Origin of the sequence: Pseudoalteromonas sp. Hal040 (assembly GCF_037162425.1) — a bacterium.
In the GTDB taxonomy this organism is placed as follows: Bacteria; Pseudomonadota; Gammaproteobacteria; order Enterobacterales; family Alteromonadaceae; genus Pseudoalteromonas; species Pseudoalteromonas gelatinilytica.
This window is the reverse complement of record NZ_JARLUU010000001.1, coordinates 1,318,020-1,331,569: the sequence shown is the minus strand read 5'-3', so window position 1 is coordinate 1,331,569 and position 13,550 is coordinate 1,318,020. Positions and strand designations below refer to the sequence as shown.

At 42.3% G+C, this 13,550-nt stretch carries 14 protein-coding genes and 1 pseudogene; 3 read left to right on the top strand and 12 right to left on the bottom strand.

The window, feature by feature from the left end; genetic code table 11:
* Window positions 1-12: 12 nt before the first annotated feature.
* The 6 genes and pseudogenes from nudC to P4S60_RS06010 form a co-directional block, all read right to left on the bottom strand.
* Complete coding sequence (nudC, locus tag P4S60_RS06035) at window positions 13-930, bottom strand: NAD(+) diphosphatase (protein ID WP_337115354.1); 918 nt, start codon at window positions 928-930, stop codon at window positions 13-15.
* A gap of 114 nt (window positions 931-1,044) precedes the next feature.
* Window positions 1,045-1,839, bottom strand: coding sequence for a glucosamine-6-phosphate deaminase (gene nagB, locus P4S60_RS06030; protein WP_337115353.1), 795 nt, complete (start codon window positions 1,837-1,839; stop codon window positions 1,045-1,047).
* 210 nt (window positions 1,840-2,049) lie between these two features.
* A pseudogene (nagX, locus tag P4S60_RS06025) lies at window positions 2,050-3,181 on the bottom strand (transmembrane glucosamine N-acetyltransferase NagX).
* 63 nt (window positions 3,182-3,244) lie between these two features.
* Window positions 3,245-4,357: an N-acetylglucosamine-6-phosphate deacetylase gene (nagA, locus tag P4S60_RS06020; protein WP_337115352.1), complete on the bottom strand. Its 1,113-nt coding sequence runs from the start codon at window positions 4,355-4,357 to the stop codon at window positions 3,245-3,247.
* Window positions 4,357-5,271 carry an N-acetylglucosamine kinase gene (gene nagK, locus P4S60_RS06015; RefSeq protein WP_138601672.1) on the bottom strand — a complete coding sequence of 305 codons (915 nt, stop codon included), beginning with the start codon at window positions 5,269-5,271 and terminating at the stop codon, window positions 4,357-4,359. Before nagK ends, nagA begins: the two co-directional genes overlap by 1 nt.
* A gap of 370 nt (window positions 5,272-5,641) precedes the next feature.
* Window positions 5,642-6,136 (bottom strand): LabA-like NYN domain-containing protein, encoded by a 495-nt coding sequence (locus tag P4S60_RS06010; protein ID WP_337115350.1) that lies wholly within the window; start codon window positions 6,134-6,136, stop codon window positions 5,642-5,644.
* Window positions 6,137-6,291: 155 nt separating this feature from the next.
* Here P4S60_RS06010 and P4S60_RS06005 point away from each other — a divergent pair, with 155 nt between their 5' ends.
* Together P4S60_RS06005 and P4S60_RS06000 are read left to right on the top strand one after the other, a co-directional pair.
* Window positions 6,292-6,906: a hypothetical protein gene (locus P4S60_RS06005; RefSeq protein WP_337115349.1), complete on the top strand. Its 615-nt coding sequence runs from the start codon at window positions 6,292-6,294 to the stop codon at window positions 6,904-6,906.
* Complete coding sequence (locus tag P4S60_RS06000) at window positions 6,903-7,655, top strand: DUF3307 domain-containing protein (RefSeq protein ID WP_337115348.1); 753 nt, start codon at window positions 6,903-6,905, stop codon at window positions 7,653-7,655. Before P4S60_RS06005 ends, P4S60_RS06000 begins: the two co-directional genes overlap by 4 nt.
* A gap of 53 nt (window positions 7,656-7,708) precedes the next feature.
* Here P4S60_RS06000 and P4S60_RS05995 read toward each other — a convergent pair whose 3' ends face one another.
* Both P4S60_RS05995 and P4S60_RS05990 read right to left on the bottom strand, forming a co-directional pair.
* Window positions 7,709-9,157, bottom strand: a complete 1,449-nt coding sequence (locus P4S60_RS05995) for a DEAD/DEAH box helicase (RefSeq protein WP_337115347.1) — start codon at window positions 9,155-9,157, stop codon at window positions 7,709-7,711.
* A 172-nt stretch (window positions 9,158-9,329) separates the two neighbouring features.
* On the bottom strand, window positions 9,330-10,172 hold the full coding sequence (locus P4S60_RS05990) for an isopenicillin N synthase family dioxygenase (protein ID WP_054551580.1): 843 nt from the start codon (window positions 10,170-10,172) through the stop codon (window positions 9,330-9,332).
* 238 nt (window positions 10,173-10,410) lie between these two features.
* Here P4S60_RS05990 and P4S60_RS05985 point away from each other — a divergent pair, with 238 nt between their 5' ends.
* Window positions 10,411-11,298, top strand: a complete 888-nt coding sequence (locus P4S60_RS05985) for an MBL fold metallo-hydrolase (RefSeq protein ID WP_337115346.1) — start codon at window positions 10,411-10,413, stop codon at window positions 11,296-11,298.
* 7 nt (window positions 11,299-11,305) lie between these two features.
* On the opposite strand, the gene P4S60_RS05980 is transcribed toward P4S60_RS05985, so the two are convergent.
* From P4S60_RS05980 to P4S60_RS05965, 4 genes are read right to left on the bottom strand one after another with little or no spacing between them, the layout of a single operon-like run.
* Window positions 11,306-12,010 (bottom strand): alpha/beta hydrolase, encoded by a 705-nt coding sequence (locus P4S60_RS05980; RefSeq protein WP_337115345.1) that lies wholly within the window; start codon window positions 12,008-12,010, stop codon window positions 11,306-11,308.
* A gap of 28 nt (window positions 12,011-12,038) precedes the next feature.
* A complete protein-coding gene (locus P4S60_RS05975; RefSeq protein WP_337115344.1) occupies window positions 12,039-12,626 on the bottom strand; it encodes a GNAT family N-acetyltransferase in 588 nt (195 codons plus the stop codon).
* A gap of 31 nt (window positions 12,627-12,657) precedes the next feature.
* Entirely contained in the window at window positions 12,658-13,248 is a 591-nt protein-coding gene (locus tag P4S60_RS05970) for a pentapeptide repeat-containing protein (protein ID WP_337115343.1), read from the bottom strand.
* Window positions 13,245-13,451, bottom strand: coding sequence for a hypothetical protein (locus P4S60_RS05965; protein ID WP_337115342.1), 207 nt, complete (start codon window positions 13,449-13,451; stop codon window positions 13,245-13,247). The genes P4S60_RS05970 and P4S60_RS05965 overlap by 4 nt, the downstream gene beginning before the upstream one ends.
* Between the last annotated feature and the right edge of the window lie 99 nt (window positions 13,452-13,550).

The window sequence follows — 13,550 nt, the reverse complement described above, 5'->3', positions numbered from 1 at the left end:
CCAAGCTGTGCTTTACAGGTTGCGCCAGTGCTCAACCAAAAATCGAGAAATAGAATCTTGTCGGGTTAGTTTAAGATGGCTGCCCTGCTCATGCCATTGGCCGAATTCATTAAGTTCAGCACGGCTAAACCATCTTGCATCGTCTAACTCATCTTTATCTACTTGAATATCTTCTGAAACCGCTGTGGCCATAAAGCCAAACATAATTGATGATGGAAATGGCCAAGGCTGTGACGCGATATATTGAATATCTGTCACTGCAACACCAGCTTCTTCCATAACTTCGCGGGCAACGGCCTGCTCTAGTGTTTCACCTGGGTCAACAAAACCAGCAAGAGTTGAAAAAACACCGTCAGGCCAGCTTGCCTGACGGCCTAGCAAGCAGCGTTCAACTCCGTCTGAAAAGGTTTTAGTAACGATCATTATCACGGCAGGATCGGTTCGCGGAAAAGTTTGATGCTGGCAAGTTTGGTTCTCACATAAACGTGAATGCCCTGCTTCAACCATGTTATTTTCATGACCACAACGACCACAAAAACGGTGCGTTGCGTGCCAAAAACACAAGCCCCTTGCCAGTGCGGCAATCGAACCTTGTTTTAGCTCAACTTGTGGGCCTAACTTGCGAATATCAACAAATTCAGCGCCATTGAGCATAGGGTCAATGAGCGAGTCTGAAACATGGCTGACATCTAAAGCAAAATGAGCCACATCATCGTCGTCTAAACCCAATAAAATGCCTTTTGATAAATCGAGATGATCCACTTGAGATAAGCGTAAATAACACACTTCAGGACTGTCTTTAACAAATAAACTTTGATTGTTATTGACCAATAACCAGCGACTCTGAGAATTCATTTGAGCCTTTAACCACTTTGGATCTTTACGGCGATTTGATGCACGGTCCAATGGCATTTGAGAGTAATTCAGCATGGCATTCCTTGAAAATAGTTTACTCGCTAAAACTACCATAAGCGGATGATAAACCCAATTTATTACAGGCATAAAAAAAGCCCAAACTGGGCTTTTTTATTCTCTCTCACAATTTTACAAGGTCGCTAGGTGCGCTTGTAGTTTTTGGTTCTCAGCTTCAATATGCTGATAGAACTCTAAATCTTCTAATTTACTTGCTGCAGCTTTATCAATGATGATCACCGCATCTTTATGAAGTTGCAGTGCTGAAGCTGGGCATTTAGCCATTAACGGGCCTTCCACCATGGCATGAACAGCATCCGCTTTACTTGCACCCGTTGCCAAAAGCACAACTTTCTTGGCTTCTAAAATAGTGCCAATACCCATCGTGATTGATAAATGTGGTTGATATTCGCCTTCATCAAAAAATCGCGCATTGTCTTCAATCGTCGCTTTCGTCAGTGTTTTTACACGGGTGCGTGATGTCAAACCTGATGAAGGTTCGTTAAAACCGATGTGACCATTACGGCCAATACCAAGTAGTTGTACGTCAACACCACCAGCGTCTGTGATTTTTTGCTCATATTCAGTACAAGCAACAAGCGGATTTACTGCATCACCCGGCGGTACATAAGTGTTTTGTTTGTCGATATCAACATGGTTAAACAGCTGCTCATTCATAAAGTAACGGTAACTTTGTGGATGCTCGCCTGTTAAGCCTAAGTATTCGTCTAAGTTAAATGTTGTCGCTTGGCTAAACGAAATATCGCCAGCTTTATTTTTTTCGATCAGTTGTTGATACAAAGCAACAGGTGTTGAACCTGTGGCAAGACCAAGAACCGAGGCTGGTTTTTTTAGTAATTGTTTCGCAAAGATGTTGGCACCATACGCTGCAACTTGGGCTGCATCATCAAGAATCACTATTTGCATATCGATTAGCTCTAATTATAAGTTGGAAAAAAATGGGACCTAAAACCCAACCCCACGTGCAATCGAGCTGGGTTTTAGATCAAACCACTGCCAGGATACGATGCAGTAGCTATAACCATTATGACAACGCTGTCATTATCACTTCTAGTTTTATCTTTGTAAAGTAAAAGTGAATAAAAAATTACTCTTTCTGTTAGTGTTTAATAATTATCAAACACTAACAAAGATCTTACGGCGATACATCCAATGCAATACAAGCATTTGTACTGCCAATAACGCAATGACCGCCATCAGGGGTTGCCACGCCTCTGGCACAGCTCGAACCACCCCACCAAATACGCTTTGGCTGACATAGCCCCAATTCACAAGACTTGACGCTAAATAAATAATAATCGAGTTTGCACCTATGATCACAAATGGATACGCGGCGCGTTGCCCCGGTAAAATATCAACCAGTGCATAAAAAACGGCGAGCAATATGGCACTCCAGCCAACGGTTACAAGCACAAATGAGCTGGTCCAAAGTTCTTTATTTACTGGGAACTGTAAATCCCATAACCAACCTAAGCATACACTAACCACACCTGCGGCGAACAATAAGGCGGTCATTTTCCACTCGCCAATTTGCTGAGCTCGAGCCACTAATTGACCTGCAAACACACCCATTAATGCATTGACTATCGCAGGGATATTCGACAACACACCTTCTGGGTCTACCACACGGTTTTGATAACTAATACCCGGTAGTAAGTGCGCATCAAACCATGCATTCCAACTTCCTGCCGCTGAAAGGTCGCCAGCACTGCCACCCGGCACTGGAACAAAACAAAGTAGTAGCCAGTAACCCACTAAAATAGCCAGCTGCGGTAATAATTTGTGTTCGTAAACTGGTATGCCAAACCAACATTGCACAGAAGAACCACGCAATAGCGATGCGGCCAAGCACACTGGCATAGCGAATTTCATCCAACGCCATTGGCATCCCTGTGCCCCAGCCGTGGTTATACAAAATACCTAATAAACACAATAGTAAAAGACGTTTACCCGCCTTACGGTAATACACTTTGCGCTCATCAAACGATAAATGGTCAATACGTTTTGGGGCTAACCCCATCGCCACACCAGATAGAAATATAAATAATGGGAAAATAAGATCGTAAAATGTGAAGCCATGCCAAACGCTGTGCACAGTGTGTGCTTCAAAAACTTTCCAGCCAGTCCAGCCAGTTAAAACGAAGAGCGGCGCGAATAGTGACTGTCCGCCTAATATCCAAAACATATCCATGCCGCGCAGTGCATCAAGCGATGCCAAACGTTTTCTTGTTGGTTGTGTTGTTGTCATTGTATTACCTTAAATAGAAAAAGCCCCGCGATACAACGGCGGGGTTTTTACCAGGGAAGCTTGTTATAGCGCTTTTCCAGCAATAAAGGTGGCTTGTACATTTTGCTGCGCGTCTAACACCACAAAGTCAGCGTCAAACCCGCTCAGTAAGCGACCTTTTTTATGTAAACCTAAATATTGTGCAGGATAAAGTGATGCCATACGTAAGCTCTCAGCAAGGCTAACATCCAATGTGTTCACTGTGTTGCGCACCGCACTTGCCATATCAAGTACGCTGCCTGCTAATTCACCGGTCGTTGAATTTAATCGATCGCCAGTACGAATAACTTTACGACCATCAAAGAAATCAAACTCCATGTCATCAGTCCCCACAGGTGGCATTGCATCTGTGACTAACATTATTTTTCCGCGCTGTTTGGTGCGAATTGCTAATTTTGCTGATGATGGGTGTACATGGTGACCATCAACAATTAAGCCGCACCAGCTGTTATCATCCCAAAGCGCAGCACCCACAACACCCGGCTCTCGTGATGTAAATGCTGACATGGCATTAAATAAGTGGGTAAAACCATCAGCCCCTGCAGCAAGTGCTGCATTGGTGGTCGCAAAGTCTGCATTGGTGTGGCCAATTGATACTTTTACACCACACTCAACCAAGCGCGCGATATCATCAGCACTGACATTTTCAGGCGCTAGGGTTACCATTTTAATCCCTAAGTCTTGGCGGGCATAAATTGCAAACTCTTGCTCTGTAATAGGTCGAATAAATTGCTCGCTGTGGGTGCCTTTTTTAGGTAATGAAAGGTGTGGCCCCTCGAAGTGCACACCCATTACGCCCGGAACACCTTCAGCAATTGCTTGTGCAGTGGCATCGGCCGCTTTTGCCATGACTTCGACTTGGTCAGTGATCAGGGTTGGCATAATCGCAGTTGAACCAAACTGACCATGTGCTTTGGCTATTCTATCTAAGCAATCTGGCGTTTGTTCAGCGTTAAAAAACGCCCCGCCACCGCCATTCACTTGTACATCAATAAAACCGGGGGCCACTAAACCCGTTAATGCAACGGCATTAGCATCTGCTTCAACACGCTTAAACACACCATTATCGACGCTAAAATACACATCAGATAAAAATTCGTCACCGGTAAACAATGAACTTGCATGATAAATCGTCATTACAAACTTACCTCTTGGTTTTGTTCAAGCACAGATTGCTGAGCAAAATACACAGCGCCCATTTCCGGTGGTTGAATAGGAGATTCAACGCGTTTCGCAATATCCTCTGCAAGCCACTTATTTAATGGCTCGGCTAAACCGCCAATCATAGATAACCGTGGCGGGTTATTCTCTAATAAACGCTGAGCTAATTTACTGACATAATCAGCACCCTCTTTAACAATCGAAACCGCAACTTTGTCATTGTTATTGGCTGCTTCAAATACATAGCGGGCTAATTTGGCAAAACTACTCGAAGGCTGACCAGACATTTGTTCAACAATCGCCATCGCATTGTCAGCTGCAAAATGCTCGGTGATCACGTTAGTTAGGTTTGTTGCTTCGCCTAGGCCATCAAGGTCTAACAAGGTCGCTTTTATTGCTTCAAGACCCATCCAGGCACCACTGCCTTTATCGCCTAGAGCAAAGCCATGACCGCCAAAGTTAGTTGTGCGACCATTTACACATGAGAAACCACATGAGCCAGTTCCTGTGATGATCACCGCACCATCACTCCCTTCGTGTGCGCCAATACAAGCTGTATGTAAGTCGGTGGTGAGGAACATTTGTTTGAATGGATGCTCCCATTCCATAATCTTGTCGTACAAACTTGGTAAGTTTACGCCAGCTAAACCTAAGCCGGCATAAAGCTGATGAACGGTTTCAAGCGGTAAACCCGCATCACGAAGTGCTAATTGTGTTGAGACCATAATTGATTCGAGAGTACGTTCCAAACCATGTAATGGATTTGCAGGACCACCTAGGCCAGTTCCTAATACACCTTGTTTAACAGAGTAGATAGTTGCTCGACATTTCGTTCCGCCACCATCGATACCAATAAACAATTGGTCCTCATTCACACTCTTCGCCATCATTTAACGACCCCTAGCCTTCGTTTAGTTTTTGTCTAAATCGCATTATTTTTCTTATCAGAATGCGAAATCATCTCAACCTTTGTTGATTTAATGTTACACAAGAAATGACAGCGTTGTCATTATATTTTTTATAAAAATTCGTATAACTTTCATATTTATTTTTAATTTATTGAATTAAAACGCTTTATTTAACAGACAAGAAAATTAGAAACCACATCAACAATGTCCTATAACACCTTTATTTATGCTTTTTTGCATAATTTAGTGCGTTGTGCGTGACTATTCCTTTATTTATCATCAAGTGTAGCTAATGTTAGCTTAGCCGAAATAATACTTTAGTTAAACATTTTATTTTTATAGGAATATTTTTTTACCTTGATAGTAGCAGTGAATCATCAATACAATGAAATTCAGCGGCAGCTTGCTTTAAAATATCAGCGGTAAGGTGCTCTGCTCCATAGACATCACACGGTAGCTGATACTTATTCGCTAAGTGACCAAGTAATAATGCAAAATCACCATCACCCGAAAGTAATACCATTTTATCGAGCTGCTTGGCATGCTCTAGCATATCAATGGTAATGCCAACATCCCAATCCCCTTTCGCACTGCCATCTTTACGCTGAATAAAAGGTTTTAGTTTTACCTCAAAGCCTATTGCGCGCAAAATATTTTGAAACTGCGATTGCTTTTCATCCCCTCGGTAAATTGCATACGCAATGGCGCAATCGATTTGGTAGTGTTCGCTCATTTGTGCCCAAAAGGCATTGTAATCAAAATTTTTCTTGTAGCTTTCTCTACAGGTGTAATAAATGTTTTGTACATCTACAAAAATACCGACTCTTGGCTTATCAACTGCTGACATAACTTTTCTGTTTTTAGTGATTTGTGTTCACTGTAGCATATCTAGGTTGATATTTACGAAAAAGTAACCTAAATTGGTTACATAAAACAAAGTAACCAAATTTGGTTACTTATCGCGATGTAACTAAATTAAGTTACTTAATCTAAGGGATCATAATGATTGCGGTGATCAGCGGTGATTTAATTAAATCACAAAAAATTCCACAGCAAGAATACGACGCCATGCTTTATCAGCTTGATCAAAGCTTGCGCTTTGTTGCAAAGCGCTTTAATGCAAGCTTTACCATTTACCGAGGTGATGCGTTGCAAATACAGCTAACAGAGCCAGAGCTTGTATGTCATGCAGCCATCTTGTTGTATTTGCAAATGAAAGCAGCCAATTACGAGCTGCGACAAAGCTTAGCCATTGGCTCACTCGACAACCCCCGCGCCGATATTAAAACAGCCACAGGCAGTGCTTATACCTTATCTGGCCGTGGTTTAGATAACATGAGCCAGCAACGCTTAGTGTTAAATATTGAAAATAACACCCTTGAAGAAGCCTTTGCGCTTAATATTGCGCTTGTCGAAGTCCTGCTTGAAAAAATGAGTCAAAAGCAGGCCAATGCCCTGTTTTATTATTTAACCGCCGAGAACAACAGCCATGCAGAGCTTGCCAAAGAGCTTAATACAAGCCGAGAGAATGTCACTAAGTTACTCAACCTAGCTCATTATCAACTTATCGAGCGCTTTATAAATTACAGCCAAACCACACTCAAAGGATTGTTATGACCAGTTTTGCTCTATTACTCACCGCATTAGTACTGGGCCACTTACTTGCAGACTTTTATTGGCAGCCGATGAGCTGGGTACAAGACAGAAACAACCGTCACTTTCGTGCTAGTAAACTCTATTTGCACGTATTAACACACGGCGTGACCTCTTTAGCTGTGCTCACACTGTGGGAATACACCTACGGCTGGCAAGAGCTCTCTCGTGTATTGTTAGCAACGGTTGGGATTATGCTAAGCCACTATGTTATCGACTTGGCAAAGTCATATTCAAGTAAAGGCGTAGTGCCGTTTTTACTCGACCAGTTGGCGCATCTTGTTGTGATTATAATGCTAAGCGTTTGGCTTAGTGATAAGAATGAATTTTATAGCTTAGCGTGGCAAAAGCTGATTGCCCTCGATACATTGTTTGTTATTGCAGCTTATATATTAGTGCTTAACCCAAGCTCTGTGTTTATTCGCATGATGCTAGAGAAAATCAATATTCAGATAAACAATGAAGGCAGTATTCCTGCCGCGGGACATTTTATTGGCTTGCTCGAGCGAGTGTTAATGTTGAGCTTTATCTTGTTAGGTGAATACGGCGGCGTGGGCTTTCTACTGGCGGCCAAATCTATCTTTCGATTCGGTGATTTAAAAGAAAGTAGCGAAAAACAACTTACTGAGTATGTCATGCTGGGCACTTTGTTAAGTGTCACCGTGACACTCTTTATTGGTGTCGCCACCTTATATTGCATTAAACTCGTTTAATCGCTTAGAAAAACAAAAAACGCGCAATTGCGCGTTTTTTGTTTTTACTGCTATTAACTATCCGCAGCAGGCTTACGTCTTGGGCGAGATGGCCCCGATACACGCTGACGATTACCCGCAGGTTTATTACCTGCTGGTTTGGTGTTATTTGATTTATTCCCGTTGTTAGCGCCTTTTTGGTTTTGGCTTTGCTCTTTACCCTTACCCTGCCACTTACCTTGTGAAGGACGCTTTTGCGATTTAGGTTTTGGCTTTTGTGCAGGTTTTGCTGCACCTTGACCATCTTGAGCTGGTGCTTTTGGCTTTTTCGGTTTCTTTGGCTTTTTCGGCTTGATTGGACGCGTATCTAGCGGCTTTTCAGCAACCGGTTTGCTTGGCTCAAAACCTGCTTCGGTTGCACGCGGAATAAGCTCACCAATAAAGCGCTCAATACCATATAAATCGTCGGCATCATCTACTGTTACAAACGAAATAGCATGACCTGATGCACCCGCTCGGCCTGTACGGCCAATACGGTGTACGTAATCTTCATAAATATTCGGTAGATCGTAGTTAACAACGTGAGGTAGCTCAACAATATCAAGACCACGGGCAACGATATCGGTTGCGACTAGTACGCGCACTTCACCCGATTTAAAGCCTTCGAGTGCTTTAACGCGAGCGCCTTGCGATTTATTCCCGTGAATGGCAGCGCCGACAATATCATCGCGTTCAAGCTGCTTAACTAAACGATTCGCACCATGCTTAGTACGGCAAAATACTAATACTTGCTGCCAATCGTTAGTACGGATCAGGTGGCTAAGCAATGCTGTTTTACGTGATTTATCTAGCGCATAAACAGATTGAGTAACCGTTTTAGCTGTGGTGTTTTTTGCCGCGACTGAAATTTCAACGGGGTCGTTAATGAGCCCTTTTGCAAGTTCACGAATTTCATCAGAGAACGTCGCTGAGAACATCAGGTTTTGACGTTTAGCAGGCAATTTAGCAATGATACGTTTGATGTCATGAATAAAGCCCATATCAAGCATACGGTCTGCTTCATCAAGGATCAGCACTTCTAAATCATCAAACTTAACAGCATTTTGATTGTGCAGGTCTAATAAACGACCCGGCGTGGCCACTAAAATATCAACACCTTTACGAAGGCGCATCATTTGTGGGTTAATTTTAACGCCACCATAAACAACAAATGAGCTAACATTTGAATGCTTAGCATATTGCTCAACATTTTCGCTTACTTGTAGAGCCAGCTCGCGAGTTGGAGCCAATACTAATGCGCGTACTTTGTTGCCACCCGCTTTAGGGCCCTTTGACAAACGCTCGATTAACGGCAGTGTAAAACCTGCTGTTTTACCTGTGCCAGTTTGCGTCGCGGCCATAACATCACGGCCTTCAATGATCGCAGGGATAGCTTGTGATTGAATAGGCGTAGGCGCTTCATAGCCCTTTTCTAAAACTGCATTTACTAAAGCTGGTGATAAACCTAACCCATCAAAACTCATACTATCTCTCTTTAAAAAATTCAGCCGATTCGGCGAAGTGCGCGCATTATACCTAGGATAGTCAATAATGCATGGAATTATTTGCAAACTAGTACTTAATAGTGAACTTAGCCGATTTATTTAAGGCATAAAAAAAGCGGCTCAAATGCCGCTTTATTCTTATAGCTAATCTTTACTTAACACCAAGTTCGCGTAAACGCTCTTGTAAGTAGCTGTCTGCTGTGTAGCGCTCAGAAAGCACAACATCAGGACGCGGGTGTAAGAATAGTGGTAACGAAATACGTGATTTTGTTGACGCTTTACCCGTTGGGTTGATCACGCGGTGAATCGTTGATGGGAAGTAACCACCTGACGCTTCTTGTAACATGTCACCAATATTGATGATCAGGTTACCAAAATCACATGGTACGTCTAACCAACCACCATCTGTTTTTTGTACTTGTAAACCAGGCTCATTTGCCGCAGGTAACACAGTTAGTAAGTTGATGTCACCATGCGCTGCTGCACGGATTGCACCTGGCTCTTCATCACCTGTCATTGGAGGGTAATGCAGAATACGCAGGAGTGTTTGCTCAGAGTTAGCAATCATATCTTTAAGGTCGATAGAGAACTTAGCACGCACCTCTTCTGGTGCTTCAGCTTGAACCCAGCTTAATAATGTTGCTGCAAACTCATTCGCTAAGCGGTAGTACTCACGAATTTCTTCTTCTAGCTGTGCTGGAACACGACCTTTTGGATAAACGTGGTAGTACTCTTTAATATCTTTAACGGTAAAGCCTTTTGCAACTTCTGACACTGATGGTGGGAAGTAACCATCTTGTGTTTCTTTTGAAAATAAAAACTCGTGCTTTTGCTCAGAATTAAAGAATTCTTGCCAATTTTTGTAAATAGACTCAACTAATGACTGAGGAATTGGGTGATTTTTTAATACACCGAAACCTGTGTTTCTTAGTGACTCAACAAATTGAGCGGCCGCATCGCTCGCTTTATAATCAACGGTAGGTAAATGTTGCATTTGTCTTTTCCAGTGAATAAGGTTCTAGAAGTCTGTGCTAAGCATAGCATTTCTTCATTATAGCGCTTCGCGAGGATAGAGAAACACAGGCAAAAACATAAGGACTTATGTCCGCCCTACCTTGCTTAGCTCCTTAACTTTGATGCAGATCAACTAAGCCTTTAAGTAGTATAATATGTACTATTAGCTAAACTTTGATATGGTTAGTTAGACACATTTCAACGCTAAAGGATCGCTAATGTTCAAAAGTCTGCAAATCTTACTTTTCAGTGCGCTCATATTCGTTACCAATCAGGCCATCTGTGCAGAACCAGCAAACTATAAAGTCGAAAATATTAAAGACAACGTATATCGCTTTAGTGCTGGCCATTACCACAGCGCTTTTATGATTGTTGATAACCTTGCCTTGGTGACTGTTCCTATTAATAGCGATGCCGCAAAATACTTAAAAAGCTATATCAAAAAAACCTTTAACGCCGATATCAAGTACATGTTGTACAGCCATAGCCATGTTGACCATGCAATGGGCGGTAATGAGCTAATCGATAACAACACAACGGTCGTCGCTCATCAATTTGCAGCTGAGGACCTTAAATTAAATAAAGTGCCTACTGCCCTGCCTGATCTTACATTTACCGATACACTCAAAGTCGATTTAGGTGATAGCTACGTGCAACTGAAATATTATGGGCCCAATAATGGCCGTGGTAATGTCAGTATGCGTTTTATGCCTGCCAATGTACTTTATGTTGTTGATTGGATTGTACTTGGCCGCATGCCATATAAAAATCTGATTGGTTACGATATTAACGGCATGCTGCATTCAACTAAAGCGGTGTTAAATGAACCCACATTTGCTGCATTTATAGGTGGCCATGCAGATACTGGCAACCGCGATGATGTTGTCTCGTACTTACACTATATTCAAGACTTACACACTACCGTGCGCGATGGCATGTTAAAAGGTAAGAACCTTGCGACCTTACAAAAAGAAATAAGCTTGCCACAATACAGCCATTTAAAAATGTACCAGCAATGGCTACCACTAAATATTGAGGGTGTGTATAACAACCTTGTCGAGATGGGCTATTTTAATTTTCGCACGGATATTAATGCCCAGTTTTAGCTGAGCATCAAAAGCGAGATAAAAACGCGTTAAGTTCTTTACTCATGCGTGCTACAAGCGCTTTTGGGCCACCATCATACATGTCGCTATGGCGCGAATCTTTAAGCTTAATTTGCGTCACTGGGTATACTGCGAGCTCTTGCGGCGTTAGCAATACGTTGTCATCTGCTGGAAAATCGCTACCGCGTAGTGTCAGTACAGCAATATTTTTGTTTCGCGGGATCAGCATACGGCGGTGATCAAGGGTGATCAGCCTAGCTACCTTAGCGGGATAAATAGCGGCATATAATGCTGCAATATCTCCCCCATTTGAGTGCCCAAATAAAGTGAGCTGATTAAAGTCATACGCAGGATAACGCTTTGCAAGTTCTACGGCTAAAAATTCAAGGGTTTGTACACCACGGTGCCAGTTTTCCATGCGTGTGGTCATGTAGGGTGGCTCAAGGTTTAAACTCGGATCACCTTTTAACTCATGAGCCACTTCAACCGTTAAATAACCATGCTGATGAAAGGCCTGCTGGGCAAATTGATAGTCTGTATGCGCCATGCCATAGCCTGCTCCAATAAACGCCACTGGGCATTTTTTCTTTATCGTGCATTCGCTATCGGCTACTGTAATGGTCATCGGAATATGGCGGGTGCGCTCAGTATCAAACAGTGTCTGTGTTTGATTTGCAAGGGCTGTTTGCCCGCTTAGAGTTAAAGCGAGCATTAGCGCCGCCTTTTTAATATCTATCATTTTATAACTGCGCTAATTTGAATTCTAGGCTACGTTTAACCATCGGCCACTCACCATCAATAATTGAAAACACCACAGTATCGCGGACGCATCCATCGGCCATAATTTGGTGATTACGAAGAACCCCATCTTGTTTCGCCCCTAAGCGAGCAATGGCATTGCGCGAAGCTTGATTATGCCAATGGGTACGAAACTCAACAGCAATCACATTAAGTGTTTCAAATGCATAACTCAGTAGCAGTTTTTTACACTCAGTATTAACCCCAGTTCGCTGAAAGCGCTTGGCATACCAGGTATAGCCAATTTCTAAACGGTGGTTTTTACTGTCGATATTACAAAAGCGAGTTGAGCCTATCACCTCATCGGTGTGTTTATCGATGACAGCAAATGGTAATGCGCGACCAAGTGACTGTTGTTCAAATGCCATACTTAAGTAATCGTCAACACGTTCTTCATTGGGCACCGAGGTAAACCACAGCTCCCAAAGCTTTCCATCTGAAGCAGCGTTTACTAAAGCATCACGATGTTCCAGCGTTAACGGTACTAATTTTACAAATTGACCTTCCAAAGAGATGGGACTTAAATCCATAACTTTCCTTAACCCTAATAAGCAAAAATAGTTAATCCACCAGCTCTATATCGAGCCCTGCTAATAAATCCAAAGCTGCATAACGTTCAAATTTGGCCTTGCTGATATTGTTTACTGTTACATCAATGGCGAAATGGCTGGCACCAATAAAATTAGCTTTACTGAGGTTGGTTTGTTGAAACAAGCTGTCACGAAAGTCCGTATCAGTAAAATCAGCAGATGATAAATCAGCATGTCTAAAATCAACATCTTTGGCTAAACAGCTACGCATTTTTAAACTCTTTAAACTAAGTTCAAAAAAGCTGCTGTGGCTAAGTTCACAGCCCACAAAACTCACTGGGGCACGGCTGGCGAGTAGCGGCCAATCAACATCAGTAAAGCGAACACTGGTTAATTTACACTGTTTAAAGCTTACTTCTTCAAGCGAGGTGTATCTAAGCCCAAGCGCAGCTAAATTACAGTTTTTAAACTCACACTCTATGAACCGACAGTTTTCAAACTGACTATTGCTAAAGTCACAGTCGATAAATTCACATTGCTCAAATTCACAATGCGAAAATGTTTGCCCTGCTAGGTTTACTTCAAAGGTGTGTTCAAAATAAAGCGAATGGCTTGCGATCACGCGGTGGTCTCAATATCTTTTTTAAGCGCAAGTACTGCAATAAAAATAAGACCAAACAATGGAATTAGCGCTAGTAACCCACCAATAACGGCCACCACGATTGGTGTTGAGGTTTTGCGCTTACCTAAGTAATAGCTAATAGCGGCAAACAGTGGGATTAAAATAACAATTATTTGCCCGATTAAAGTTCCACTAATATTCATTTTCTCTCCTTGAAGAACATACTAAATATTTATTTAAACACAAAAAAACCCTAAGGCATACACCTTAGGGTTATTATTCATTAAGTCTTATAATTCAGG

Excerpts from the sequence above, each read along its gene's own strand:
- P4S60_RS06010 (WP_337115350.1), bottom strand. The coding sequence starts at position 6,136 with ATGTCAGCAGTTGATAAGCCAAGAGTCGGTATTTTTGTAGATGTACAA.
- P4S60_RS05980 (WP_337115345.1), bottom strand. The coding sequence starts at position 12,010 with ATGCTCGCTTTAACTCTAAGCGGGCAAACAGCCCTTGCAAATCAAACA.
- P4S60_RS05985 (WP_337115346.1), top strand. The coding sequence starts at position 10,411 with ATGTTCAAAAGTCTGCAAATCTTACTTTTCAGTGCGCTCATATTCGTT.
- P4S60_RS05965 (WP_337115342.1), bottom strand. The coding sequence starts at position 13,451 with ATGAATATTAGTGGAACTTTAATCGGGCAAATAATTGTTATTTTAATC.
- P4S60_RS05990 (WP_054551580.1), bottom strand. The coding sequence starts at position 10,172 with ATGCAACATTTACCTACCGTTGATTATAAAGCGAGCGATGCGGCCGCT.
- nudC (WP_337115354.1), bottom strand. The coding sequence starts at position 930 with ATGCTGAATTACTCTCAAATGCCATTGGACCGTGCATCAAATCGCCGT.
- nagA (WP_337115352.1), bottom strand. The coding sequence starts at position 4,357 with ATGACGATTTATCATGCAAGTTCATTGTTTACCGGTGACGAATTTTTA.
- nagK (WP_138601672.1), bottom strand. The coding sequence starts at position 5,271 with ATGATGGCGAAGAGTGTGAATGAGGACCAATTGTTTATTGGTATCGAT.
- P4S60_RS05995 (WP_337115347.1), bottom strand. The coding sequence starts at position 9,157 with ATGAGTTTTGATGGGTTAGGTTTATCACCAGCTTTAGTAAATGCAGTT.
- nagB (WP_337115353.1), bottom strand. The coding sequence starts at position 1,839 with ATGCAAATAGTGATTCTTGATGATGCAGCCCAAGTTGCAGCGTATGGT.
- P4S60_RS05975 (WP_337115344.1), bottom strand. The coding sequence starts at position 12,626 with ATGGATTTAAGTCCCATCTCTTTGGAAGGTCAATTTGTAAAATTAGTA.
- P4S60_RS06000 (WP_337115348.1), top strand. The coding sequence starts at position 6,903 with ATGACCAGTTTTGCTCTATTACTCACCGCATTAGTACTGGGCCACTTA.
- P4S60_RS06005 (WP_337115349.1), top strand. The coding sequence starts at position 6,292 with ATGATTGCGGTGATCAGCGGTGATTTAATTAAATCACAAAAAATTCCA.